This window comes from Paenibacillus sp. BGI2013 (genome assembly GCF_002843485.1).
In the GTDB taxonomy this organism is placed as follows: Bacteria; Bacillota; Bacilli; order Paenibacillales; family Paenibacillaceae; genus Paenibacillus; species Paenibacillus amylolyticus.
Genome location: NZ_PJFA01000007.1, coordinates 192,059 through 217,449 on the forward strand (window position 1 = coordinate 192,059; position 25,391 = coordinate 217,449).

Consider the following 25,391-nt stretch of genomic DNA (forward strand, 5'->3'; position numbering starts at 1 on the left):
TTGTTTGTAAGATTCAACAACAGCGGTTCAGCACAATCAAGGAGGAGAAGGATATGAGTATTCGTGTTGGCATTTTGGATCAGACTCCCATCTATGAAGGGGAAACGGCGGTGGATGCTTTTCGGCATACGATTGAGCTGGCACAGCGGGCAGAACAGCTTGGATTCCATCGATTCTGGGTGTCGGAGCACCATGATTCAGGGCATGTTGCAGGTTCCTCCCCGGAGGTACTCATCTCCCACTTGCTTGCGCATACAAAGCGGATTCGGCTGGGGTCTGGCGGAGTAATGCTCCAGCATTATAGTCCATACAAAGTCGCCGAGAATTTCAATATCCTCGCAGCGCTCGGACCCGGAAGAGTTGACCTGGGAATCGGTCGTGCACCAGGTGGATTACCCCGTTCAACACAGGCGTTACAGGAAGGTATTCAGGAAGCTGCATCTCTGCAAGAGAAAATTGTTCAGGTGAAACGATACATCCACAATGAGCCGCTTGAAGATCCATCACATCCACTTGCAGGTCTCAGCGCTTCGCCTGTGTCGGACATTCCAGCGGAACTGTACGTACTTGGAGCCAGTGTTGATAGTGCAAGCATGGCTGCGGAACTGGGACTCCCATATGTCTTTTCACTGTTCATTAACAGTAATATAGAGGTAGCGCTTCAAGCGATCCGTGTATATCGTGAACAATTTGATCGTTCCCAGGGACGGGAGCCTTACGCTGCATTAGCCATATCGTTAATTGTGGCCGAGAGTGAGGAAGAAGCGGAAGGACTTGCGAGTGAGCATATGCTGGTGAAGATTCATCTGGAGAGTGGAAAGGTGCTGACCGTTGGTTCTGTGGAGCAGGCGGAAGAATTCGGCTGTCAATCAAACGAAACCTATCGGATCGAGATTTTGGAGCCAAGTGTGACCCGGGGTACGAAGGAAAGCGTAGGTCAGGCACTGCTGAAGTTCCAGCAGGAGTTTGCTGTGGAAGAGTTCATTGTGACTACAGCTACACGGGACTTTACCAAGCGAATTCGTTCATTCGAATTGTTGCGTGAGATTCTGGCAGAGCAGGGACTCAGTGAATTTGCACTGGAATCCAAGGAACAGGAAGCTGCAATCGGATAGAATTAGGTAGTTAATATAGCAGTAAATATATACGAATGGGAGGCCATGTGATGAAAAGTGATCTGGAACAGCCCAAGCAGCATTCTGAGCAACAAGTACAGGGCCCCGAGCATGAACTTCATGGTGAACGGGCGGAAGAATTTGCGGAACGTTTAATCACCATTCGGCGACATCTGCATCGTAACCCGGAATTGTCCGGCGAGGAAAAGGAGACGACAGCTGCCATTCGCAGTTGGCTGGAAGAGGAAGGCGTCCGTATTGCAGACGAATATGCGCTGCGGACAGGGCTTGTCGCTGAAGTGGGTCAAGGGGACGGTCCTGTTGTCGCCCTAAGAGCAGATATTGATGCGCTGCCCATTCAGGAAGAGACAAAGCTGGAATTTGCCTCCCAGGTAGATGGAAAGATGCACGCATGCGGACATGACGCACACACGGCAATTCTGATTGGTGCTGCACGATTACTGAAACAGCGTGAGTCCATTCTACCGGGAAAAGTACGGTTGATATTCCAGCCATCGGAGGAAAAAGCAACGGGTGCTCGGCAAGTGATCCAGAGCGGCGCATTATCCGATGTTCGGGCCGTATTTGGTTTGCATAACAAGCCTGATCTCCAGGTAGGTACGGTGGGCATTCGGGAAGGCGCATTGATGGCAGCAGCAGACGGTTTTGTTGTCAAAGTGGAAGGTGTAGGCACCCATGCAGCTGTGCCTGAAGCCGGCATTGATCCAATTGTGGTTGCCGCACATATTGTTACGGCATTACAGGCCATTGTGAGTCGCAATGTGGGAGCACAGGAGAGTGCTGTAATCAGTGTCACCAAGCTCCACAGCGGCACAGCCTGGAACGTTATTCCGGATGAAGCGATCCTCGATGGCACAGTGCGTACCTTTGATGAGAAAGTGCGTGCACGAATTCGCGAGCGTTTCAATCAGGTAGTCGCCGGTGTGGCCGCAGCCTATGGCACACGGGCTACGGTTCGCTGGATTCAGGGACCACCTGCCGTGGTCAACGATGAAGCTCTGGCATCTGCGGCGGAGCAAGTTGCAAGTCAGATTGGGCTGAATAGCATCAGACCGCTGCCTTCTCCGGCAGGAGAGGACTTCTCTTTTTATCAAAAAGAAGTTCCCGGCCTGTTCCTCTTCCTGGGCACCTCTGGCCCGCATGAGTGGCATCACCCTGGCTTTGATGTGGATGAACGGGCTCTGTCGCTGGGAGCACATCTTCTGGCTGCACTGGCTGAGAAAGCACTGCACAATGTGCAAGCACATCAAGCGTGATGAGTACAGTGAATCACGGGATCATATCCAGATCGAAACGGTTCCGTTCTGCGGCAACCGTTTTTCGTATTCCCTTTTTAAGTGAGAGCGAGGTAGGAACGACGATTCGTTGAATCTTATCAGATGGTGTAATTATGGCTAGGGCTGGCGCAGAAGCGCCAGCTCTGTTTGCGTTTTCTTACAGGAGGTGCAGCTAAAGGTATTATGAAATTTTATTTTTTTAAATGGAAATATTTGTTGACGCTCCCCAAAAAGATGTGCTATATTTTTCTCGACCTTTAATCGTAATAATTACTATTAGATAAAAAGAAGAACAGGAGTAGTCGCTGCGATGAAACAGGAGATCGATTTTATCAAGTTCAGTCCCACCCAAAACATGACGATTCTGGTTAAAACGGATCATGCAGCAGAGAAATACAATCATATTGCAACTCGTCTAATGTCGTATGATAACGTTTACGCTGAACAAGTGGGATTCATTGAACCAACGAGGAGACCGGAAGCTGTGGCCCGCCTGGAAATGGCCGGAGGAGAGTTCTGTGGCAATGCCTGTATGGCACTTGCAGCACACCAAGCATCTGAAGCAGGACTGGCACAAAAGGAATCTATGGACATCATGCTGGAGGTTTCCGGAACCGATCAATTGATCATGTGCCATGTGAAGAAGCAGCAGAACGAATATGACTGCCAGGTAACTATGCCGATACCAAAGCAGATCGAACAACGAACAATCCGATACGAAGGCATCGAACTCGATATGGTGATCATCCGGTACGCTGAGTTCATCCATATCGTGATTGAAGTCGATGACTTCGACGATACGATGAAGAAGAGGGCACAGACCCTTGCAAGATTACTGGGACTAACCCTAGGGGATAAGCTGATTGGTATCTTGTTATATCAATCACACTTGGAAGAAATGGCCCCACTCATCTATGTTCCGGAGCTGGATAGTCTGATCTGGGAGAGAGGGTGTGGCTCGGGTACGGCCTCCGTGGGAGCGTATCTCGCATGGAGCCAGCAGAGGCAGATTACGCAGTACATCAAGCAGCCTGGTGGTGCGATCAAAGTGGTAGCCCAGTGGGATGGCACAGAACTTGAGAGTATTACGATTGAGGGATCTGTTGGCATCGTGGCTCAGGGCAAAGCCTTCATAGATGCTCCAGCAGAATGGAGCGTTGTAAACGCATGAGGTACATGATACATGATCGAGACAACGTATAGGGGGAAAAGAAATGATCACATTGGTCCATTTTCAGACATGTTTGAGTGAATTTGCAGAGAAATTCGATAAGCTCGCGAGCAAGTATGATCATACGATTCAGCATAGTGCAGAGCTGGAGGCTGTGATCAATGACTATTCCCGCTTTGTGACTGATCAGGACAATAAGGCAACCTGGGAACAGTTGGAGCATTCGGAGCTGGAAGAACTGGATTCGCTTGTGTGGGCGTTAAGAAATAAATCCGCCCAGTGTGTGGCGATCATGGAGAAATATCGTGCATTAAAGTTAGAGAACGGGGATGTGCAGATTGCCGATTATTTCAAAAACATAGAAGAGTGTATCGATAAAGAATTCGGCAGCTTCCATGTCACCTCCGATTCCAACGTATTGTTGGTAGGCTCCGGTTCATTCCCAATGACACCATTACTCATCGCCAAGCGAACAGGTGCACAGGTTGTCGGGATCGATATTGATGAAGAGTCCATTACACTCGGGCGAAAAGTGGTGGAGACACTGGGCACGGGTTTGAAGATTCGTTTGGAGTCAACATTGCTGGAAAATCTGGAGTATACCAAGGAAGCAACCCATATCATTTTCAGCTCTACGGTGGCCCCTAAATATGAGCTGCTTGATCAACTGCATGCCCTGACGAATGCACAGGTGGTTGTAGCCATGAGATACGGTGATCAGTTGAAGTCCTTGTTCAATTATCCCATGATAGAGACGGACAGCAGCAAATGGAAGCTGGTGGATACGATCCTGCGCCCGGATGATGTGTTTGATATTGCGTTGTATCAAAAAGCATAGGTATGCAATTGCATCCAAGTGCGTCCAAATGGATTACAGATTGAACATTGAATTAAGGAGGCTTATATGAGCAATCTTCAGCGAATCCTGATACTCGGAACCGGACCTGCATCCATTCAGCTTGCGGTAACGCTCAAAGATCATCTCAACTGCTGTATAGGCATTACGGGGAGACAATCGGTTCGTTCAGCGTCCGTATTCTCAGCCCTCGAACAGAGCAAGGGGCGTATTCAGGTCAGCATTCAAAATGAGAAACATCAATCGCTCGCAGGTGAGTGTTACGTTGATCATGTGTTCAAGGGATATGACACCATTGATGGTAAATGGGATACACTCATTTTGGCGGTTACCACCGATGCGTATATCGATGTACTGGAACAAATGAATGATGAATTCATCAAACAACTGAAATGTGTTATTTTGATTTCTCCAACGTTCGGGTCGAATCGACTCGTGACCCATTATATGAGAGAGCGGAATGCAGCGACGGAAGTGATCAGTTTCTCTACCTACCTCGGAGATACCCGTTGGATGCACGAACATCCGTCCAATCATGTGATCACAACAGGGGTCAAGAAAAAGGTGTATATCGGTTCAACTCGTTACCCGTCTGAACAGGTTAGTAAGCTACGCCAAGGTTATGAGCGTTTGGGTGTTGCGCTGGAAGTGATGCGATCCCCACTGGAGGCGGAAACGAGAAATATCTCGTTGTACGTACATCCACCCTTGTTCATGAATGACTTCTCATTAGAATCCATCTTCGGAGCTCCAGATACTCAGAAATACGTATACAAGATGTATCCTGAAGGTCCGATTACACAAATTTTGATACGGGAAATGCGGGCACAGTGGCAGGAGATTATGAATATTACGAACCGACTTGATATTCAGGGAGTCAACCTGCTTCAGTTCATGACGGATGACAACTATCCGGTTCGATTAGAGAGTATATCACGCCAGGATATCGAGAATTTCAATCAGCTGCAGGTCATTCATCAAGAGTATTTATTGTACATACGATACACCTCATTATTGATTGATCCATTCTCGGAACCCAATTCGGAAGGGAAATATTTCGACTTTTCAGCAGTCCCATTCCGTCAAACGTTCATGAACCGCGAAGGGGAACTGGACATTCCCCGTATGCCCAAGGAAGATTACTACCGCATCAAAATCATTCAGGGCATAGCCGGACATCTCGATGTGAGCTGTCCAACCATTGATCAATTTATCGCCAGATATGAAGCTAAGCTTCAGGAAGTGGCTGACGCACACCCGGATCAGCGCTTGTCCAGCGCCTTTTCAATCCAATCCTTTGAAGAGGATATCCGCATGATCTGCACCGGACTTTGACTTTGAGTAATAGGGTTAATTACATCTCAAATTAATCAAGTTGAACCTGATGTTTACATCATAACGGAGAGTGCAGAACCAATCTGAAGAAGCGAAGCGTTCGCATTTATCACCGGATTTTCTCTTTGGAAAAGAGAATCAAAAAAATCTGGGGATAACAGCGATCGGAAGATGGTACTGCAATCGGAGTGGTCTGATGTAACCTACAAGGTCTGCTTGTAACTTAATCATCAGGAGGAAATGTTGTGAAAAAGGGTCTTACTTTTACGTTCATACTATTGCTGGTGTCTGCCATTGCGCTGCTCGCCGGATGCGGACAGAGCACAAAAGAGAAAGAGAGCGCCCAAACGGAGCCTGTTAATAGCCAGGTACAAACAGAACTTATCTATGCTTCTGCCAAAGATATTAATGATATGAACCCACATCTGTATACAGGCTCCATGCCTGCACAAGGAATGGTATATGAGTCTCTGGTGGAAAACACGCCTGACGGAATCAAGCCATTGCTGGCGGAATCATGGGATATTTCCGAGGATGGCAAGACCTATACCTTTCATCTGCGACAAGATGTGAAATTCCATGATGGAGAGCCGTTCAACGCAGAGGCGGTTAAACAAAATATCGATGAAGTACAGGCGAATGCCGAAAAACATGCCTGGATCAAGCTGTCTACCAAAATCACAAGTGTAACGGTTATCGATGAACACACGGTGGAGCTGACGCTGTCGGAAGCCTATTATCCCGCACTGGTGGAATTGTCCATGACAAGACCTTACGTCTTCATATCACCCAAGGATTTCAATGATGGCGGAACCAAAGACGGAGTGAGTGGTTTCCACGGCACAGGACCTTACAAGCTTACAGCTCATAAAGTCGAAGAGAATGCCACGTTTGAAGCCAATGAAGACTATTGGGGTGGTGCACCTGCAATCAAGAAAATCACATCCAAGGTTCTTCCCGCAGGTGAAACGACATTCCTGGCATTGCAAAAAGGAGAGATCAACTTTGTGTTCACCGATGACCGGGGAGCAGATAGTATCGATGTCGAAGCCATGGACCAATTGGCTGAATCCGGTGGTTATCAAGTGGTTCGAAGTGAAGCGATGAATACCAATATGATCGTAGCCAATAGCAGTCGCGAGAATAGTCCAGTTCAGGAAACGGCAGTGCGGGAAGCGTTATGGGTTGGCATTGATCGGGAAACGATCAGTAAAGATATTTTCAACGGAACGCAGACTGTAGCGGACACGCTATTTTCAGCCAATGTCAATTACGCCAAGGTGGATCTTAAGAAACGGGAGTATGATCCGGAATTAGCTAAAAATCTTCTGGACCAAGCAGGCTGGACATTGGCAGACGGTAAAGTGGTGAGAACGAAGAACGGTCAGCCTTTAGCCACGAATCTCTACTATGACAGCAACTCGTCTTCACAGAAAATACAGGCCGAATTGATCCAGTATTCCATGAAAGAATTGGGTGTTCAGCTTGAAATCGTGGGCGAAGAATCCACTTCCATTGCGAATCGGAGAGCCACCGGGGAATATGATCTGCTCTTTAATCAAACCTGGGGACTGGCTTATGATCCACAGAGTACCATTGCTGCATTTACATCAGATTCGGCATACAAGCATACAACAAGCGGAATTGCCCAAGCAGATGAATTGTACAAAAAAATTGATGCGGTTATGTTCTCCACGGATGAGGCTTCACGCCGATCCCTATATGCCGACATTATGAAGATTGTCCATGATGAAGCAGTCTTCATCCCGATTACCAACGGACGTGTTACCGTAGTCGCTCCCGAGAATCTTAATGGAATCTCATTCAAGCAGACCCAATATGAACTACCTTTTGAAAAAATGAATTTTAAATAGAGCGGAGATGGATATGGGAAGTTATATCATCAAAAGGATTCTGTTAACCATCCCTTTACTGATTATCATTTCATTTATAACGTTTGTCCTGATTAATCTATCTCCCTTGGACCCGGCGGTTGTCGTGTTACAGGCACAGGAAGTTCCGCAGATTACAGATGAACTGATCGCGCAAACGAATAAAGCGCTGGGGTTCGATCAGCCGTTTATGATACAGTATGCGAACTGGATTATGGCTGTTGTGCAGTTGGATTTTGGCAACTCTTATGTATCTGGTGAACCCGTATGGTCATTGATGGGGCCTGCTTTTATGAACACATTGAAGTTAACACTTGTCTCATCGGTATTCATTATTGCGCTGTCCATCCTGCTGGGTGTGATCTGTGCCATGAGAGAAGGCAAGCTGCTGGATCGATCGGTCAGAGGCGTATCCTTTTTCCTTACCGCCATGCCATCCTACTGGCTTGCAGCCATGATGATCTGGTATTTTTCCGTCAAGCTGGATCTGCTACCTACCAGCGGCATGGACTCGTATCGAAGCTACATTCTACCGGTGATTGTAATCACGGTGAGTTATACGGGCATTTACTTCCGAACGGTTCGAAGTTCCATGCTGAGCAATATGAATGAGGACTATGTGTTATATGCACGGGCAAGTGGTCTGAGCGAGAAGAAAGTCACCCTGCATATTCTGAGAAATTCATTACAGGTGGCTGTGTCTATCTTTTGTATGGCGATCCCGATCGTGTTGGGCAGTACGGTGGTCATCGAAAATGTATTTGCCTGGCCGGGGCTCGGGAGGCTCAGCGTGAAATCCATTTTAAGCAGGGATTTTCCGATTATTCAGGCGTATGTTCTGATGTTGGCTGTCACCTTTGTCTTGTTTAACACGTTATCCGACATCATTAATGCGGCGATGAATCCCCGTTTGAGAAAGGAATTCTGATGCGAATATTGAAAAATCTGTGCAAAGACAAGCTTGCGTTGACCTCTTTGGTAGTAATTATGGTCACGATTATGGCGGGCGTACTGGCTCCGCTTATTGCGCCGCATGATCCTGGACAAGTGAACATGAAGCTTCGTTATGCCTCCTCATCCTGGGAGTATCTATTAGGCAATGATCATCTGGGCAGATGTGTATTATCCCGGCTTATCTATGGTATCCGTCCAAGTGTCTTATGGGTTCTGGTTGCGCTCAGTCTATCTGTTCTAATCGGGGCTATTGTTGGATTCATCGCAGGTTACTTCAAGGGAAAAGTGGATGCATGGATCATGAGAGTCTGTGATATCATGCTGTCTTTTCCCGGATACGTGATGACACTGGCGGTGGTTGGCATTTTGGGTGCAGGACTGGAGAATATACTGATTGCCTTTGTGTGGATGAAATGGGCCTGGTTTGCCCGTGTTATTCGCACATCTGTGATGCAATTCTCTGATATGGATTATGTAAAATTCGCCAAAGCCTCCGGCACACCCAATCTGAGAATTATAACCAAACATATTGTTCCGGTTACCTTTGCCGATATTGCCGTCATTGCGAGTGGTTCCATGTGTTCAATGATGTTGCAGATCTCCGGCCTTTCCTTTCTGGGGCTTGGCATTCAGGCTCCGCATGCGGAGTGGGGGATGATGCTCAATGAGGCGAGGGAAGTCATGTTCTCCCGACCTGAATTGATGTTGGCACCGGGTCTGGCCATTGTGGTGGTCGTGTCTGCTTTTAATTTTCTATCGGATGCGCTTCAAGTGGCTCTGGACCCCAAATTGATGACCTCTCAAGGTAAGTCTGACAAGTCTTACGAAAGTGAGGTGAGAAAGGCCACTTATGAATATAGTCGAGGTTGAACATTTGAAAGTATGGGATACCAATACAGGTAAAGTGATCATTCATGACAGTTCATTCGAAGTTAAGCAGGGAAGCTGCATGGCCATCGTAGGGGAAAGTGGTAGTGGGAAGTCCGTTACGTGCAGGGCTATCATGCGACTGAACAAGCCATGGATTCGTCAATCAGGCAGGCTGTTATTTCAGGGCGAAGACCTGAACCAGCTTTCGGAACCGGAGATGCGGCGTAAGCGGGGCAAGCATCTGTGTATGATTTTGCAAAATGGCATGAGTGCATTTGATCCTTCCTGTGTCATTGGTGTTCATATTCGGGAGACGCTTCAGCAACATTTTGGCCGGAACACCCGCGAGATTGAACGGAAAATCATCAATGCCATGGAAAGCGTCATGCTCAGACATCCGCGCGAGATTCTGAATCAATATCCACATCAGCTGTCCGGTGGAATGCTGCAACGAATCATGATTGCACTGGCATTGGTGCTTGAGCCTGATCTGATTATTGCGGATGAGCCGACAACAGCACTTGATACGATCTCTCAATATGAAGTGGTGGAGCAATTGATTCAATTACGCGAACGCATGGGCTGTTCCATGATGTTCATCTCCCATGATCTCGGCGTTGTCCAGAAGATTGCAGATGACGTGATGGTCATGAAAGACGGAATCATCGTAGAGCGCGGCAGCATGCATTCTGTTTTGACAGAGCCGGAGCATGCTTATACGCAGTATCTGGTCTCTACCCGGTTGGAGCTGAGCAATCATTTTAAGGCGTTGATGCAGGAGGACTTATAGATGCTAAAGGTGGAGGGTATCGAAAAATCATATAACCAAGGCGGACTGTTCTCCAAGCACAGACAACAGGTATTGAAACAGGTTACCTTTGAATGCCAACAGGGTGAATGTCTGGGTATCATCGGTGAAAGCGGAAGCGGTAAATCGACGTTGGGCCGTCTGATTCTGGGCATTGAACGCCCAGATATTGGAACGATCTTGCTGGATGGTCAGGACGTACAGAATCGGCGTGTACGGATGGGTAATCTCAGCGCCGTTTTTCAAAATTATACATCCTCCATCAATCCATTTCTTACTGTGGAAGCTGCCATTATGGAACCGATGCAAGCACAGCAAAAGCTGCGAAAGGATCAGGGTAACTCAGAGAAGGTGGATCTGTTGCTGAACCAAGTTGGACTGGACCCTTCTTATAGATCCAAATATCCGCATGAACTATCCGGCGGGGAGGCTCAGAGAGTGTGCATTGCGAGGGCCATCTCTACCGCCCCTAAATGCATTGTGTTTGATGAAGCGATCAGCTCACTGGACGTGTCTGTTCAGATTCAGGTGCTGAAATTGTTGAAAGAGCTGAAAGAAATCTACAAGCTGAGCTATGTCTTTATCACGCATGATATACAGGCGGCAGCCTATATCTGTGACAGGGTGATCATTTTCAGAGAGGGACAGGTTGTAGAGATCGTTCCGACCAAGCAACTTAAGGACGTACAGTCAGACTATGCGAAGCGATTATTGAAGCATTTAATACCATTTTAGGGGGAGCATCCATTGTGAGTGGAGCGATGTCTTGGCCTTTTCTGCGCTTGTACATACTGGTTCTTCTATATTTCAGTGCCAATGCCATTCTTAACGTGATCATCCCATTACAAGGGGAGTCCTTGGGCGCGAGCGGTACAACGATTGGACTGATCATGGGCGCTTATATGTTCACAACGATGTTTTTCAGACCCTGGGCAGGTCGGATTATTCAAAAGCACGGTCCGATCAAAATATTGCGTTTGATTCTGATCATCAATGGATTTGCCCTGATTTTATATACCTTTACGGGACTCGAGGGTTATTTGGTTGCTCGTATTTTGCAGGGGGTATCGACAGCGTTTTTCTCCATGGCCTTGCAGATTGGCATTATTGATGCACTTCCGGAGAAAGATCGGTCACAGGGAATTTCGTATTATTCGTTGTTCAGTTACATACCGGGGATCGTGGGGCCTGTTATCGCGTTAGGAATCTGGCAGACGGGTGGTATGGATTATTTTACAGTGGTTCTGATCGGCATTGCCGTCTGTACGGGTGTCTTCGGATATACCGCCAAAATGGAACCAAACAAGGAGCAACCTGCTGAGAATCTTTCGGAGCAGAACGTGAGTATGTGGGAATCCTTTGCTCAGTTGGTGAAGAATCCGTTGCTGTTTCGATGCAGTGTATTGATGCTTGCTGCTTCCGTTGTATTTGGTGCAATTACGACCTTTATTCCGCTGTATGCGAGCCAAGTACCAAATGGGAATGCGGGTGTGTATCTGATGCTTCAGGCCGGGACAGTTGTGCTGGCTCGAATCATGCTCCGGAAAAGGATTCCTTCTGATGGGAGATGGCATTCTCCTTTTATCATGGGTACCCTGTTTCTTTTGGCCGTTGCTGCCCAATGTGTGAGTTTTTCGGTGACAGGAGGCGTAGTCTTTTTCTATGTCGGGGCTATATTCATGGGCATTGCTCAAGCCATTCTGTATCCGACGCTCACGACCTATTTGTCTTTTGTGTTGCCTAAGCTGAACCGGAATGTCCTGATCGGGTTATTTATCGCGATGGCTGATCTGGGTATTTCTCTGGGTGGTGTGATTATGGGACCCGTCGCTGACTTCTCTTCCTATTCATTTATGTACATGATCTGTGCTATCCTAGGAGCGGTAATGATCGTTTTTGCCTATGAACGGCGAAGACCCGTGACAGGTACATCTGTGAGTTGACTGCCAGGAGAGAAAGTGGTGAAGAACGTTTGAAGTCTTCGATGAATGCAACATCCAATGGAAAATTAAATCCGGTATCCTTTTCGTTTATCCGGTTTTATATGCTGGCCTTTTTATTTTTTGCGGCAAATTCAGCTTTGACGATTATTCTGCCTTTGAGAAGCGAAGCCGCTGGATTAAATCAGGCTGAGATTGGTCTGATGATGGGGGCATATATGTTCACCTGTATGCTCTTGAGACCTTTTGCAGCGCAGTTGCTGGGTAAGCATGGGCCACTTCGAGTGATGCAATGGCTATTGCTTTTGCATGCGGGAACGCTGCTGTTATTTGTTGTTTTTGGTGTGGAGACGTATCTGTGGTTGCGGGCCCTGCAAGGGGTAGCTACGGCCTTTTTCTCCATGACGATGCAGGCAGGCATTGTGGAAAAGCTGGAGGACAAAGACCGGGCACAAGGGCTGTCCATGTACACCCTGTTTACGATGGTTCCTTCTCTGGTCATTCCGATCCTCGCCATACAAATCTGGGAAAATGCCAGTGATCTGGCGTTTACGCTGCTGATGATCGGACTGGCGGCGCTGCCACTTCTGATTGGATATAATGTGGATTTGCCGCGGAGTACCGTGCAGAACAAATCGTACACCTTGGGCGACATGTTTCGTTCATTCGGCGGCATCTGGCGCAGTACGCCACTGCTGATTAGCAGTGTGGTGATGTTGTTTGCGTCCTGCGTCTTTGGGGCGACAGCGACCTTTCTTCCCCTGTATATGGTATCCACCGGAATGGCGAGTGCAGGGGTATTTCTGACGATACAGGGATTGGTTGTGATCCTGTGCAGGTTTATTTTGCGTAAAAAAATTCCGTCCGACGGTAGCTGGAATACCTGGCTGATGGCAGGGTTAATGCTGTGTGCAGCACTGGGAACCCAGTTACTCAGCTTAATGGAGATCATCGGGCCATTGGTGTATCTCTCCGCGGTGTTCAGCGGTTTTGCCCTGGCACTGTTGTACCCGACATTAACCACATATCTGTCCTTTGTGCTGCCTGCGGATTCCAGATATGTACTCATGGGGATCTTCATGTCCTCGTATGACCTCGGATTCTCTCTGGGTGGACTGGCGATGGGGCTCATTGTGCAAGTGAGTTCGTATTCGACCATGTTTATGATCTGCACGTTGCTCTCTGTTTCAGCGATGGTACTGGTGTTGGTGTTCAGGCAACGGATGGAAGCGGGCAATAAGGCCAGACCTGGGGTGACTATATAAATTGAACTAAAGAACATTTACAGAGGAGGTTTATGACTCACTTCTTGCCAAAACGTATCCTCAGGATGCGAAAGTGCAAGGGCTGGTCGTCAGCCTTTTTTTGTATTTTTGCAGGTTGAAATCAAAAATAGTTTGACAATGACCGTCTAACAGGATTATAGTCATTGTTGTTAATCGTAATAATTACTATTAAAGTCTGAATTACACAGACTGCACATATAAGGAGTAGACTTCTATGACACAAAAGCAAGTTCCGGTAACCGTACTAAGTGGTTACCTCGGTTCAGGGAAAACGACGGTTTTGAATCATGTGTTAAACAACAGACAGGGGCTCAAAGTTGCGGTGATCGTCAACGACATGAGTGAGGTCAATATTGATGCAGCGCTGGTCAAGGGGGAGGCAACCTTGTCTCGAACCGAAGAGAAGTTGGTGGAGCTGTCCAACGGCTGTATCTGCTGCACCTTGCGGGATGATCTGATGCAAGAGATTGAGAAGCTGGTGAACGAAGGCAAGTATGACTATATTTTGATCGAATCCACCGGCATCAGTGAACCTGTTCCAGTTGCACAGACCTTTACATATGCCGATGAGGAGTCGGGTATTGACCTGACTAGTCTGGCCCGATTGGATTGTCTGGTAACGGTGGTGGATGCCAATCGATTCTGGCATGATTTTGGATCAGGACAGAGTCTTCTGGATCGTAATCAGGCGACCGGAGATGAGGACACCCGTGACGTCGTAGACTTGTTGATCGATCAGATCGAAACCTGTGATGTGCTGCTGCTGAACAAATGTGATCTGATCGATGACACCGAGCTGAACAAGCTCGAAGGTATCATCCGGAAGCTACAGCCTAACGCCAAGATCATTCGGACCGAGAACGGACAGGTGAATCCGTCCGAGATTCTGAATACAGGCCGCTTTGATTTTGAGAAAGTGAGCATGTCCGCTGGGTGGATTCAGGAATTGGAGAAGGAGTCTCATACCCCAGAGACTGAGGAATATGGCATTGGTTCCTTTGTATATCGCCGCAGAAAGCCGTTCCATCCTTCCCGTCTGGCTGAATTCATGAGTTACTGGCCGGAAGAAGTGGTACGTGCCAAAGGTTTGGTATGGCTCGCGGCCGAGGGGGATGTTGCGGCAAGCCTCAGTCAGGCAGGACCATCCATTCAGTTCGGTCCTGCGGGACATTGGGTCGCGGCGTTGCCGGAAGCGGACAAGGAAGAAATTTTACGTAACGAGCCGGATGTTCTGGAGAAATGGGATGCCCAGTGGGGAGATCGTCAGACGGAGCTTGTCATGATTGGGATCGAAATGGAACGTGCAAGCATTGAAGATGAGCTGGACCAGTGCCTGCTCAGTGATGAAGAAATGCTGGGAGACTGGGGCCATTTCGACAATCCACTGCCATGGCCTGTGGAAGCCGTATAACTCGGAGGTTGATGTTCTAAACATAAATTTAATGGATAAAGGAGCTGTATTTCATGGCTAAAAAATCAAAAGTGGTACGTGAGAAGCAACGTCAGGCGATCGTGGCAAAATATGCGGACCTGCGCCGGGAACTGAAGGAGAAAGGGGATTACGAGGCATTGCAGAAATTGCCGCGTAATGCATCTCCGACCAGACTAAAGAATCGTTGTGAAGTGACAGGTCGCCCGCGGGGTTATCTACGCAAGTTCAAGGTATCTCGGATTAAGTTCAGAGAACTGGCTCATCAAGGACAGATTCCTGGTGTAACAAAATCCAGCTGGTAAAATGATCAAGGGATGTAGCTGACCACCATTGCATGAAGGCAGGTTGTTGTGTGCTTGGAGCTGCATGTGGTGCGTAGAACAGAGGTGGTATTTTGCTGAAAGGATGTACATACTTCATGCTGGACTTGTTTACGTTACGAAGAATTCAGTCCGTAATGAACGGATATATTCACGAGAAGGTACCCGCGCCACTACTTACGATGGTGAAGTTGACATATGAGATGAATGATAATGAATTGATCTTGACCGAAGAAAGACCCGCCGAGGAACGGTATCAATGGGATAAGCTGCATATTGCCCGATTTTACTGGGAAGAAAATCAGTGGAAAGTGTATGCCAGAGATGAACAGAGCAGCTGGAATCCGGTAGATGTTATTACACCTTGTTCTGATTTTGAGAATGTGCTCGAGCAGGTGGAACGGGATGAGGCTGGACTGTTCTGGCGTACGTGAGCGAGATCGGTTAAGAGTATATTTCATTCGTGAAAATTAATGTTAACTCAGACAAATATGGCGTATATGCAACCGAGTTCGAAGCTAGCGAAACAGTGGCTAGCATCGGGCTTTTTTTGTGTCCAAAAATCATTGAAGCAAAGAGGGGGGGGCGATCTTTTGGTCTGCCTTCCTTAATGGGCAAAAGAATAAATAAAATCTGTTTTACAATAAAAATTTATTGTAAAACGATAAATATTATGATAAATTCATATCACTTAAAACAAGTGAGGTGCTTTTTGTGAAGCGAGGTACAACCATCTTTTTAAAATTGGCTGTGTTGCTTATTGGTGTTCCCATTCTTGCCTTATGTATATTCGGCATACCCTGGTTAGCAAACAATCCGGTGAATCCGAATTATGCAGGTGCACTATACCCCATAGTGATTATTATGTATGTGTCAGTTATTCCGTTTATTGTTGCACTGTACCAGGCATTTCGTCTGCTGAGCTACATCGACAAAAATGAAGCCTTCTCTCTAATGTCAGTGAAATCCTTAAAAACAATAAAATATTGTGCTATTGTAATCAGTAGTCTCTATTTTGTGATGTTGCCATTTGTTTATGTTGTAGCAGAGAAAGATGATGCCCCAGGCCTCATTCTTATGGGAATGGTTCCTATTTTTGCTTCATTGGTCATTGCAGTATTTTCCGCGGTGCTCCAAAGATTGTTACAGGAAGCGATTGATATCAAATCAGAAAATGACCTAGTGGTCTGAGGTGAATATATGGCCATTATAATCAATATTGATGTGATGTTGGCAAAGCGGAAAATGACGGTTACCGAGCTTGCAGAGAGAGTTGAGATCACAATCGCCAATATTTCCATATTAAAAACAGGAAAAGCAAAAGCGATCCGTTTATCCACTCTGGATGCGATCTGTAAAGCACTGGATTGTCAGCCTGGAGATATATTGGAATATAAGGCTGATGAGGACGAAGATACAAATGAGCATCTATGAAAAATGATCAAAGAAGACTCTGCATGTTGTATGCAGAGTCTTCTTTTACGTCAGCGCTTGATCAAGAAATACGTGCCGTACCTATAACGAATGATTGTGCATCATTCGAAATTGCATAGGCGTTACGTTTTCTTGGGTTTTAAAACATCGGATGAAGTAGCTTGATTGAGAGAACCCTGTTTCCAGCGTAATTTGTTTAATGGAAAGATTGGTTGTTGCGAGCAGCTGTTTCGCATGTAGTAGCCTGGATTCCATCAGGAATTCAGGGAAGGAGATTCCAAACGTCTGACTGAACTTGCGGCTAAAGTATGTTGTACTGTATCCGGCAATCCCGGCAGCGTGCTCTAGTGTAATGTGCTCGTTACTATGGGAACGAATATAATTCCCTGCTTCACGAATTCGCTCGGAAGTGTGATTTAAAGAAACATTGATTTGACTCGCTGCGGATTGCAATCGGGTCAGAAGTTCATATAGAGTAGCTGCCACACTGTGCTCATCCTCCACCTGATAGCCTCTTCCGAGCTCCAGCAATCGATCCATGAGCGCGGTAACCACCGGAAAGTTGGAACATTGAAACAGCCAGGGCTCGTCAACGCCTTTTCCATTTAACAGTTCTTCGAGACGAATACCGTAGAAGTGAATCCAACGAATACTCCAAGGGTCATCCAAATCTGAATAGTAGGTTTGTCTGAGACCGGGACCGTAGAGGAATCCCTGCCCTCGTGTTAGCTCATAACGAGTGGTTCCCGTGTCCAGGAATCCTTTACCTTCAAGTACAAGGTGCAAATTATAGCAATGATCCAAGTTGATATCTTTCGTTCGATATTCCCGATTCACATAATGTTTCGGAAAGTCACTGTACCCTCCAATAAAATCGGGAAAGCATACATGTCTGGGGAAAACCGGCTTGGGGAGAAAGATGTGTTCTTTCACGTGCATCCTCCATTTAAACGCAATATTTTTATGTAGTGAACTGAAATAGATTCAGCCTACTGTCATTTGAATCTTGGACAATGACAATATTTTATTATAAGTCGCATAATCTTGTCATTTATTATATGTGAAGGTTCCAATAGAATGGAGGCAATATGGCAGGTTAAGGGGGCAATTAAAGGTGGCAAAATCAATCCAAATGGATGAATTAAAAATGGGGGTCTGTTATTACCCTGAGCACTGGTCGGAAGCGTTGTGGGAGGACGATTTCCGTAGAATGAAAGAGATGAATATCACAGTTATTCGGATGGCTGAATTTGCATGGTCCATCTTTGAACCGGAAGAAGACCAGTTCGATTTTAGTTTTTTTCAGAAGGCACTGGATCTGGCGCATCAATATGGTTTAAGTGTTATTTTGGGAACACCGACTGCAACTCCACCAGCGTGGTTAACATCCAAATATCCTGAAGTATTAAACGCAAATAAGGACGGGGTATTGTATCAACACGGCATGCGGCGTCATACCAACTACAGCAGCCCAATCTTCAGACAGCAATGTGAAAAAATCGTGCGCAATATGGTGATTGCCTATAAAGATCATCCGGCTCTCATTGGATGGCAGATCGATAATGAATTCAATTGTCATATGGATGTTTTCTATGCTGAGGCGGACCATGTCGCCTTCCGTGAATGGTTAAAGGATCGTTATGAATCGTTAGAGAATCTGAACCAAGCATGGGGAACCGTTTTCTGGAGTCAGACCTATACTGACTGGGAGCAAGTTCACCTTACCCGAAATATGGTCAGTTCATCGCCCAATCCTCACCTGGCACTAGATGAAAAGAGATTCATCTCCGCCAATACCATTTCATTTGCCAAGCTTCAGGTGGACATCATTCGGGAACTGGACCCGGAACATTGGATCACAACAAACGGTACGTTTGGACACTTGGATAATCATGAAATGACAGAGGAGCTATTGGATTTCTTCTCCTATGATTCGTATCCGCAGTTTGCCACGATCTTCCCAGGGACAGACGATAACTCATTACAAGATCGGGCCTGGAGCATGAAACTGTCGAACGTACGTAACATGTCACCGAACTTCTGCGTCATGGAACAACAGTCTGGGCCAGGAGGCTGGGTCGACAGTATAGGCATGGGTACGCCAAGACCGGGACAGATCCGATTATGGTCGTATCAATCTGTTCTTCACGGAACAGATCTACTCGTCTACTTCCGCTGGCGGACGGCAACATTTGGCACGGAGATGTACTGGCATGGCATCAATGATTACCATAATCAACCCAACAGAAGAGTACGCGAGGTTGCACAAGTAGGGGAAGAGTTTGCCAAGATCGGGCGTGTTATTGCGGGCACTACATATCAAGCCGATGTTGCGATCCTACAGGATTACGATAACCTGTGGGACGGAGAGTTGGACGAATGGCACGGCCCGCTTCAGCAACAGAGTGTTCGCTCCTGGTATAAACAGCTCCAGTATCGTCATATTCCGACGGACATGGTTACACTGCAACCAACGACAACACTGGAAGAGTTATCCGATTATAAGGTGATCATCTATGCTCATCCGGCCATCATGACAGACGAGACAGCAGAACTTCTGCAAGCCTATGTCAGTCAAGGAGGCACTCTGTTTTTCGGTGCGCGCACTGGATATAAGGATCTCAGGGGGCATTGTTATATGAGACCGTTCCCTGGGGCTGTCGCTGAGTTGTGTGGTGTAACCGTAGAGGACTTTACCTTAATCAAAGGAACCATTCCAGCAGCCAAACTGCAATGGAATGGGGCGAGTGAGCGACTTCAGGAGGGAACGTCAACGGCCGGATTTAACGAAGTTCTTTATGTAGAGCATGCTGACGTGCAGGTCATGGCTGAGTATACATCTGAATATTATGCAGGTAGTCCTGCATTGACCAAACGTACGGTAGGTCAGGGGCAAGTATGGTATTATGGAGCGGCTTACAATGAACCGGTCGTAGATGCTCTCCTGGAAGAAATAGAGCTATCTTCACCTGTGGGTGACCTGGTAGAGGTACCGTCCGAAGTTGAGCTTGGTATCCGTTCCGGTAAGGATAAAGCTTATGTATTTTTACTCAACTACTCGGATCAACAAGTCCCCATTAAACTTAAGAAGCAAGCAAGAGAGTTACTGTCAGGTACAACACTTCAGAATGAGATCAACATGCCCGCGTATGGTGTATTCATCCTGGAGATCGATTTGCCACATTAAAAAATTCAATCATCCATATCATGCATTATTTATAGAATGAAACACCAAAAGCGCCTTGCAGCCATTGCAAGGCGTTTTGTATATGCATGATGTAATGTTAAATACACATTAAGTATGGGCTGTTATTGTCTACATTTCGTTTAACTATGCTTCGTACAAAATCTCACCTGTCCGGGATACGTCATATCCCTCGAATGATTGCAGTTCCTGCCTGAACTCCGGCGATTGGAGAATTCGCAGTACAGATTCTGTCCAAGCTTCATTACCTTGCTTCCTCAGCATGACCAGATCATAGCGCTCCTGAGTGAGCGGAACAAAATCAACCTGACCCACAAGTCGTGCAGCTTTTTCAATGCCAACTCCGACATCAGCTTCACCTGAACTGACTTTGGCAGCCACGCCCATATGACTGGTTTCCTCGGTTTCATATCCGATCAGACCTGCGGCAGGAATTCCATGCAGTCGAAGTTGCTCATCCAGCAATACTCTCGCGCCAGAACCTATCTCCCGATTGGCTAGTCTCAGTTCAGGCTTGCTCAGATCGGTCCAATTCTGCAAGTTCTGTGGATTGCCACGCTGTACATATAGTCCGGCAGGTCGTGATAGCAAGTTCACCACAACATAAGATCGTCCTGTCAGAATTTTGCGAATATACGGCAGATTATACTCACCGGTATCTCCGTCGAGCAGATGCGTGCTGACCAGATCGGACTCACCGCGATACATCGAGATAAGCCCATCCAGACTGCCCATGAACGAACGTAGCGGACGAATGTCCCGAGTTTGTTTTTCCATATGGCGCATTAGAATATCCAGACTGACATCCTGACCTGTTATGACCAGATGCCGTGGTACAGCAGTCATTGCATGAGCAGAACTCGCTGGAGTAATCGCATGCGTAGACCCAACGGGTGTAGTCGATTGTAAGGAAGTTCCCTGAAAATCACCCTGACCTGGCTGGGTCCCTGATGCCGAGGTCTGATGAGGAGTCGGGATACGCTGCCCTGAGGACTGAAGTTGCTTGGAGCGACGTTTATATGCCTCCAGATCGGTTGCATCAATTCGCATTTGTTTACCCACACGGTATGCGACGAGGTCTCCTTTTTTGATCAGGTCATAGACCGTCAGTTTCGATATTTTGAGTAGCTTGGATATTTCTTCGGTTGTGTAGGATTGCTCCTCCGTCATAAGTGAAGATCCTCCTTCAAAGGTATAGAGCAATTATGGTTTTATTATGAATGTTTCTTGTACTATATCATTAATTGAGGGATGCCATAAACTTGAGAACACGCAATAAACGCATAGGACAGATAACAAAAATCAAATGTGATCTTAATCACCTTCCCATTTTTTTTGTCTTGTGTATAATTAGATATAATCAATTATAACTAGTTATATCTAAAGATAACGTTGGGAGAGAAATGAATGAGAAAGAGAATCGGATATGTGTTGGGAAGTATGTCACTGGGACTGGCTCTTGTATTGGCTGGTTGCGGCGCAAACACGGGCACTACGGATACATCCACAAGTGCAGAACAAACGACCTCAACGCCAGCGGCATCAGGTGAAAGTTCATCAGCAGGCAATAACGATCCTCAGGAAACGGTAGATCTGACGATCTCTGCGGCGGCCAGTCTGACCGATGCAATGAAAGAGATTGAAACCAATTATGAGCTAGCTAATCCTTATATAGAACTTAATTTTAACTTTGGCGCCTCGGGTGCCTTGCAACAGCAGATTGAACAGGGTGCCCCGGCTGATGTCTTTGTATCGGCGGCAACGAAAAATATGAATGCGCTAGTGGATGAAAACCTGATTGCATCGGGCGATCAGAAGAATCTGCTACAGAATTCACTGGTGGCCATAGTGCCAGCAGATGGGACCCACACAGTAACCAGTGAAACGGATCTCACCAGCGACTCCATCAAGACGGTAGCCATTGGGATTCCGGAAAGTGTTCCTGCGGGAACCTATGCCAAGGAAGCTCTGACCAATGCCAAGCTGTGGGATGAACTGGAAAGTAAGCTTGTGCAGGGGAAAGACGTTAGACAGGTTCTTCAATATGTAGAGACGGGTAATGCAGATGCAGGATTTGTATATAAAACGGATGCTCTTACTTCGGATCAGGTGAAAATTGCGTTTGAGGTGGACAAGAACAGCTACACACCAGCCAATTATCCAATAGGCATTATTGAAGGAACCAAACACCGTACAGAGGCCGAACAATTTTATGCGTATTTACAAACCCCTGAAGTGCTCGATATCTTCGCGAAATACGGATTCACAATTCCGGAATGAATGTGAACGCCATAGACTGGTCCGTATTCTGGTCACCGGTGCGCCTATCGCTTCAGGTAGCGTTATTATCCAGCGTAGTGGCCACTGTGCTCGGAATTGCGATAGCCTGGAAGATGTCACGTTCTTCATTTCGGGGAAAGATTCTGCTGGAAACGGCATTTATGCTGCCGCTAGTCCTTCCTCCGACGGTGGTTGGATTTCTGTTACTTGTCATATTGGGGCGTAAAAGTCTGTTTGGACAATGGATTGAAGCCATATTCTCCGCACCGGTTATTTTCACCTGGTGGGCTGCGGTGATTGCTTCGGTGGTGGTTGCTTTTCCACTGGTGTATCAGACGATGAAATCGGGATTCAGTGGTGTGGATCGTGATCTGGAGGATGCGGGTCGTTCGATTGGGGCGAATGAGTGGCAGGTCTTTCGTTACATTTCCTTGCCGCTCGCAGGCAGAGCATTGATGACCGCCTTCATCCTGGGCTTTGCCCGGGCACTCGGTGAATTCGGAGCCACACTTATGATTGCAGGCAATATTCCGGGCAAAACACAAACGGTACCCACGGCAATCTATGTCGCTGTGGATTCGGGCAATCAGACCATGGCTTGGGCATGGACTGTTTCCATTATTATCATCTCATTTCTCATGTTACTGATGACCAGACAGCAGCGAGATGGAAAAAATGACTAATTTGATATGTGTTAATATTATATATAAAATGATGAAAAACCCGTTTTGAGGAAAAAACTTTTTTCCTCAAAACGGGTTTTTATTACCAATTTCATATGTACCAATATCAATATCCTGCCAAATTGGTCTTTATGGAAATGTAAAGCTGTTTTAACATAAAAAAATAAAAATTTTCCCGAAATTTAATCGTTCAGTACTCGCTTTCAGTGGGCTTGTTCCTGTAAGATAGAAGTAATGGATTCCAGCCAAGTACTGAAATAAGGAGAGACGACGATGAACACTAAATCTGATTGCGGCGTTTCGTTGCAAATTGATGACTATCTGGATCTTTTGCATTTTGCCATCCAAATTCAGGATCAGGAATGGCAACAATCCCTTATCCGCCAACTCAAAATATTTCAGACGGCGACGGAGCAGCAACGCACACCTGAAGAGGAACTATGGACACGGTTTGATTACATCAACAGCAAACTGACAGGTCTGTGCCACCAGATTCATGCCGCTCATTCCATGGACGAACGCAAGAAGTTCGAGGAACGGATCGGTCTCTTACAATTACAGCGAGTGGAAGTTGCACGTAAAATTAAATGGGCGAGTCGCAGATAGATGAGTAGTGTACACACCAAGTGATGCACCGCCAAAATGGTATAACCAGTGAGAGTCATACAAGAAGAAGCCATCCGCCAATCGATATGGGGGATGGCTTTTTCTTGTACTATAGAGAAGTCCTATAACCATATCAGGATGTCCTATTAGTTTAGTTATTGCCCTAAGATGACTTGTAATGATATTCTTTGTTCAACCTAATTCCGACTATACAAGTAAGAATGGTTTGTTAATAGGAAGAGGAATGGGAGTACACATCATATTTGCTGTGATAACAGCCTGTGGAGGAGATTGGGAATGGTTAAAAAACGGGGGATTCAAAAATTCCGGACAGCACTGCTGTTCATTACAATGCTGGCGGTACTGGCTGGATGCAGCACAGGAACTGCAAGTAATGATTCAGAATCTGCTTCGGCAGCAGGCGACACCAAAGTGAAAAAGATCATTGTAGGAACAGGTACACAGTTTCCAAATGTCTGCTTCATTGATGAGAATGGCAAGTTAACAGGTTATGATGTGGAACTGATCCGGGAGATCGACAAACGTTTGCCTGAATATGAATTCGAATTCAGCACGATGGATTTTAAAAATCTGTTGCTGAGTCTGGAAACAAAAAAAATTGACCTGATCGCTCACCAGATGGAAGTGAATGATGAGAGACAGGCCAAGTTCCTGTTTAATGATGAAGCCTATAATATTTTTCCAAATAAAATTGTCGTAAGTCAGAAAAATGAGGAAGTAAAATCGATTGAGGATCTCAAAGGGAAAAAACTGATTGTTGGTGCTACAAGTAATGCGGCTGTACTTGCTGAGAAATGGAATGCAGCGAACGGCAACGGGATTGATATCGTTTATTCCGGAGCGGGTGAGGATACCATTACCCAGATCAAAACAGGCCGGGTGGATGCCACCATCAGCACGCAGTTTGCCATTGATTATCAGAATAAGGCGGTTGATGCTCAGCTGAAAACGGTAGGAGATGCCCTCTCCAACTCCAAAGTATACTTCATTCTGAACAAAGATGAGCAGGAGCTCAAAACCAAAGTGGACGAAGCGCTCAAAGCGATCAAAGAAGATGGAACGTTAGGCAAACTGAGCAAAGAGTGGCTTGGAGCTGACTATACGGTTGAAGAGTAGTCTGAGAAAGGTGTGCAGCGGTAATGGGAAAATCATTTGATCTGTCATTGGTTCTGGATTTCATCCCGGAACTGCTACGATATTTGCATATAACACTGATTGTACTAGGTGGTTCCATCGTGCTCGGACTGGTGGGCGGCGTGCTTCTGGCCGTTCCCCGGCTGTATCGGATTCCGGTACTAAGCCAGTTGGCCACCCTGTACGTCTCATTCATGAGGGGCACACCGATCCTGATCAAATTGTTCCTGGTGTATTACGGACTTCCCGAGTTGCTCAAACCCATTGGCATCGACCTGTCGAGAACCGACCCGTTGTTATTTGTCATTGTGACCTATGCGCTTAGTGATGCGGCATCCTTTGCCGAGATCTTTCGCGGAGCGGTGCGCAGTGTGGATAAAGGTCAGACGGAAGCAGCCTATGCTGCGGGTATGACCACATTCCAGTCTTTTCGGCGGATTGTTGTTCCGCAGGCACTGATTGTTGCTTTTCCGAACATGGCTAACACGTTAATCGGTTCATTAAAGGATACTTCTTTGGCCTTCTCCATTGGTGTCATGGATATGGTGGGCAGAGGGCAGACGTTAATTTCGGCTACATCGCATGCACTTGAAGTGTATATCAGTCTGTCTGTGGTCTATTATGTCATTGTTATTGTGCTTGAAAAAGGATTTGCCTTTGCAGAACGCAGACTCCAGCGTCATGAACGCAAAAGAGTCGTACACAAACCGGCAATTCGAGCCAAACGCCTGAAACGAATAGCGGGGTGAGC

General features: G+C 46.6%; 25 protein-coding genes. 23 read left to right on the plus strand and 2 right to left on the minus strand.

The window, feature by feature from the left end; genetic code table 11:
• Positions 1-53 precede the first annotated feature (53 nt).
• The 17 genes from CXK86_RS18835 (at position 54) to CXK86_RS18920 (ending at position 16,711) form a co-directional block, all read left to right on the plus strand.
• A complete protein-coding gene (locus tag CXK86_RS18835) occupies positions 54-1,115 on the plus strand; it encodes an LLM class flavin-dependent oxidoreductase (RefSeq protein ID WP_101314241.1) in 1,062 nt (353 codons plus the stop codon).
• Positions 1,116-1,165: 50 nt separating this feature from the next.
• On the plus strand, positions 1,166-2,392 hold the full coding sequence (locus tag CXK86_RS18840) for an amidohydrolase (RefSeq protein ID WP_257467906.1): 1,227 nt from the start codon (positions 1,166-1,168) through the stop codon (positions 2,390-2,392).
• Between the two features lie 331 nt (positions 2,393-2,723).
• Positions 2,724-3,584 carry a histidine racemase CntK family protein gene (locus tag CXK86_RS18845; RefSeq protein WP_101314242.1) on the plus strand — a complete coding sequence of 287 codons (861 nt, stop codon included), beginning with the start codon at positions 2,724-2,726 and terminating at the stop codon, positions 3,582-3,584.
• 43 nt (positions 3,585-3,627) lie between these two features.
• Positions 3,628-4,422, plus strand: a complete 795-nt coding sequence (locus CXK86_RS18850; RefSeq protein WP_101314243.1) for a class I SAM-dependent methyltransferase — start codon at positions 3,628-3,630, stop codon at positions 4,420-4,422.
• A 66-nt stretch (positions 4,423-4,488) separates the two neighbouring features.
• A complete protein-coding gene (locus CXK86_RS18855) occupies positions 4,489-5,775 on the plus strand; it encodes an opine metallophore biosynthesis dehydrogenase (RefSeq protein WP_101314244.1) in 1,287 nt (428 codons plus the stop codon).
• A gap of 245 nt (positions 5,776-6,020) precedes the next feature.
• On the plus strand, positions 6,021-7,649 hold the full coding sequence (gene cntA, locus CXK86_RS18860) for a staphylopine-dependent metal ABC transporter substrate-binding lipoprotein (protein WP_257467907.1): 1,629 nt from the start codon (positions 6,021-6,023) through the stop codon (positions 7,647-7,649).
• Positions 7,650-7,662: 13 nt separating this feature from the next.
• The gene (gene opp1B / locus CXK86_RS18865; RefSeq protein WP_101314245.1) at positions 7,663-8,595 is read left to right on the plus strand and encodes a nickel/cobalt ABC transporter permease; all 933 of its coding nucleotides are present in this window, start codon (positions 7,663-7,665) and stop codon (positions 8,593-8,595) included.
• Positions 8,595-9,491 (plus strand): staphylopine uptake ABC transporter permease subunit CntC, encoded by an 897-nt coding sequence (cntC, locus tag CXK86_RS18870; RefSeq protein WP_101314246.1) that lies wholly within the window; start codon positions 8,595-8,597, stop codon positions 9,489-9,491. The genes opp1B and cntC overlap by 1 nt, the downstream gene beginning before the upstream one ends.
• On the plus strand, positions 9,472-10,281 hold the full coding sequence (cntD, locus tag CXK86_RS18875; protein WP_101314247.1) for a staphylopine uptake ABC transporter ATP-binding protein CntD: 810 nt from the start codon (positions 9,472-9,474) through the stop codon (positions 10,279-10,281). Before cntC ends, cntD begins: the two co-directional genes overlap by 20 nt.
• Positions 10,282-11,034 (plus strand): ABC transporter ATP-binding protein, encoded by a 753-nt coding sequence (locus CXK86_RS18880; protein ID WP_101314248.1) that lies wholly within the window; start codon positions 10,282-10,284, stop codon positions 11,032-11,034. It begins immediately after the preceding gene.
• Between the two features lie 14 nt (positions 11,035-11,048).
• Entirely contained in the window at positions 11,049-12,242 is a 1,194-nt protein-coding gene (cntE, locus tag CXK86_RS18885) for a staphylopine family metallophore export MFS transporter CntE (protein WP_101314249.1), read from the plus strand.
• Positions 12,239-13,504: a staphylopine family metallophore export MFS transporter CntE gene (gene cntE, locus CXK86_RS18890; RefSeq protein WP_373888071.1), complete on the plus strand. Its 1,266-nt coding sequence runs from the start codon at positions 12,239-12,241 to the stop codon at positions 13,502-13,504. The genes cntE (CXK86_RS18885) and cntE (CXK86_RS18890) overlap by 4 nt, the downstream gene beginning before the upstream one ends.
• A gap of 235 nt (positions 13,505-13,739) precedes the next feature.
• A complete protein-coding gene (locus CXK86_RS18895; RefSeq protein WP_101314251.1) occupies positions 13,740-14,936 on the plus strand; it encodes a GTP-binding protein in 1,197 nt (398 codons plus the stop codon).
• Between the two features lie 53 nt (positions 14,937-14,989).
• Positions 14,990-15,259, plus strand: a complete 270-nt coding sequence (gene rpsN / locus CXK86_RS18900) for a 30S ribosomal protein S14 (protein WP_036605831.1) — start codon at positions 14,990-14,992, stop codon at positions 15,257-15,259.
• Between the two features lie 116 nt (positions 15,260-15,375).
• Positions 15,376-15,711: a DUF3024 domain-containing protein gene (locus CXK86_RS18905; RefSeq protein WP_047841241.1), complete on the plus strand. Its 336-nt coding sequence runs from the start codon at positions 15,376-15,378 to the stop codon at positions 15,709-15,711.
• A 280-nt stretch (positions 15,712-15,991) separates the two neighbouring features.
• Complete coding sequence (locus CXK86_RS18915; protein ID WP_047841240.1) at positions 15,992-16,468, plus strand: DUF2975 domain-containing protein; 477 nt, start codon at positions 15,992-15,994, stop codon at positions 16,466-16,468.
• A 9-nt stretch (positions 16,469-16,477) separates the two neighbouring features.
• Positions 16,478-16,711: a helix-turn-helix domain-containing protein gene (locus tag CXK86_RS18920; protein ID WP_076211193.1), complete on the plus strand. Its 234-nt coding sequence runs from the start codon at positions 16,478-16,480 to the stop codon at positions 16,709-16,711.
• Between the two features lie 81 nt (positions 16,712-16,792).
• On the opposite strand, the gene CXK86_RS18925 is transcribed toward CXK86_RS18920, so the two are convergent.
• Positions 16,793-17,644 carry a helix-turn-helix transcriptional regulator gene (locus tag CXK86_RS18925; protein WP_101314253.1) on the minus strand — a complete coding sequence of 284 codons (852 nt, stop codon included), beginning with the start codon at positions 17,642-17,644 and terminating at the stop codon, positions 16,793-16,795.
• Between the two features lie 181 nt (positions 17,645-17,825).
• Here CXK86_RS18925 and CXK86_RS18930 point away from each other — a divergent pair, with 181 nt between their 5' ends.
• Positions 17,826-19,898, plus strand: coding sequence for a beta-galactosidase (locus CXK86_RS18930; RefSeq protein WP_101314254.1), 2,073 nt, complete (start codon positions 17,826-17,828; stop codon positions 19,896-19,898).
• Positions 19,899-20,042: 144 nt separating this feature from the next.
• Here the strand turns inward: CXK86_RS18930 and CXK86_RS18935 are convergent, their stop codons facing one another.
• Positions 20,043-21,086, minus strand: a complete 1,044-nt coding sequence (locus CXK86_RS18935) for a substrate-binding domain-containing protein (RefSeq protein ID WP_101314255.1) — start codon at positions 21,084-21,086, stop codon at positions 20,043-20,045.
• A gap of 237 nt (positions 21,087-21,323) precedes the next feature.
• On the opposite strand from CXK86_RS18935, the gene modA reads away from it, so the two are divergent.
• The 5 genes from modA (at position 21,324) to CXK86_RS18960 (ending at position 25,389) form a co-directional block, all read left to right on the plus strand.
• Complete coding sequence (gene modA / locus CXK86_RS18940; protein ID WP_101314256.1) at positions 21,324-22,196, plus strand: molybdate ABC transporter substrate-binding protein; 873 nt, start codon at positions 21,324-21,326, stop codon at positions 22,194-22,196.
• Complete coding sequence (gene modB / locus CXK86_RS18945) at positions 22,193-22,879, plus strand: molybdate ABC transporter permease subunit (protein WP_083669918.1); 687 nt, start codon at positions 22,193-22,195, stop codon at positions 22,877-22,879. Before modA ends, modB begins: the two co-directional genes overlap by 4 nt.
• 273 nt (positions 22,880-23,152) lie before the next feature.
• Positions 23,153-23,485, plus strand: coding sequence for a hypothetical protein (locus CXK86_RS18950; protein WP_017692504.1), 333 nt, complete (start codon positions 23,153-23,155; stop codon positions 23,483-23,485).
• Positions 23,486-23,800: 315 nt separating this feature from the next.
• A complete protein-coding gene (locus CXK86_RS18955; protein WP_373888072.1) occupies positions 23,801-24,622 on the plus strand; it encodes a transporter substrate-binding domain-containing protein in 822 nt (273 codons plus the stop codon).
• Between the two features lie 23 nt (positions 24,623-24,645).
• Positions 24,646-25,389, plus strand: coding sequence for an amino acid ABC transporter permease (locus tag CXK86_RS18960; protein ID WP_036673451.1), 744 nt, complete (start codon positions 24,646-24,648; stop codon positions 25,387-25,389).
• Positions 25,390-25,391 lie beyond the last annotated feature (2 nt).

Coding starts and splice junctions, on each gene's coding strand:
- CXK86_RS18835 (WP_101314241.1), top strand. CDS start 54: ATGAGTATTCGTGTTGGCATTTTGGATCAGACTCCCATCTATGAAGGG.
- CXK86_RS18840 (WP_257467906.1), top strand. CDS start 1,166: ATGAAAAGTGATCTGGAACAGCCCAAGCAGCATTCTGAGCAACAAGTA.
- CXK86_RS18845 (WP_101314242.1), top strand. CDS start 2,724: ATGAAACAGGAGATCGATTTTATCAAGTTCAGTCCCACCCAAAACATG.
- CXK86_RS18850 (WP_101314243.1), top strand. CDS start 3,628: ATGATCACATTGGTCCATTTTCAGACATGTTTGAGTGAATTTGCAGAG.
- CXK86_RS18855 (WP_101314244.1), top strand. CDS start 4,489: ATGAGCAATCTTCAGCGAATCCTGATACTCGGAACCGGACCTGCATCC.
- opp1B (WP_101314245.1), top strand. CDS start 7,663: ATGGGAAGTTATATCATCAAAAGGATTCTGTTAACCATCCCTTTACTG.
- cntC (WP_101314246.1), top strand. CDS start 8,595: ATGCGAATATTGAAAAATCTGTGCAAAGACAAGCTTGCGTTGACCTCT.
- cntD (WP_101314247.1), top strand. CDS start 9,472: ATGAATATAGTCGAGGTTGAACATTTGAAAGTATGGGATACCAATACA.
- CXK86_RS18880 (WP_101314248.1), top strand. CDS start 10,282: ATGCTAAAGGTGGAGGGTATCGAAAAATCATATAACCAAGGCGGACTG.
- CXK86_RS18895 (WP_101314251.1), top strand. CDS start 13,740: ATGACACAAAAGCAAGTTCCGGTAACCGTACTAAGTGGTTACCTCGGT.
- rpsN (WP_036605831.1), top strand. CDS start 14,990: ATGGCTAAAAAATCAAAAGTGGTACGTGAGAAGCAACGTCAGGCGATC.
- CXK86_RS18905 (WP_047841241.1), top strand. CDS start 15,376: ATGCTGGACTTGTTTACGTTACGAAGAATTCAGTCCGTAATGAACGGA.
- CXK86_RS18920 (WP_076211193.1), top strand. CDS start 16,478: ATGGCCATTATAATCAATATTGATGTGATGTTGGCAAAGCGGAAAATG.
- CXK86_RS18935 (WP_101314255.1), bottom strand. CDS start 21,086: ATGACGGAGGAGCAATCCTACACAACCGAAGAAATATCCAAGCTACTC.
- modA (WP_101314256.1), top strand. CDS start 21,324: ATGAGAAAGAGAATCGGATATGTGTTGGGAAGTATGTCACTGGGACTG.
- modB (WP_083669918.1), top strand. CDS start 22,193: ATGAATGTGAACGCCATAGACTGGTCCGTATTCTGGTCACCGGTGCGC.
- CXK86_RS18950 (WP_017692504.1), top strand. CDS start 23,153: ATGAACACTAAATCTGATTGCGGCGTTTCGTTGCAAATTGATGACTAT.
- CXK86_RS18960 (WP_036673451.1), top strand. CDS start 24,646: ATGGGAAAATCATTTGATCTGTCATTGGTTCTGGATTTCATCCCGGAA.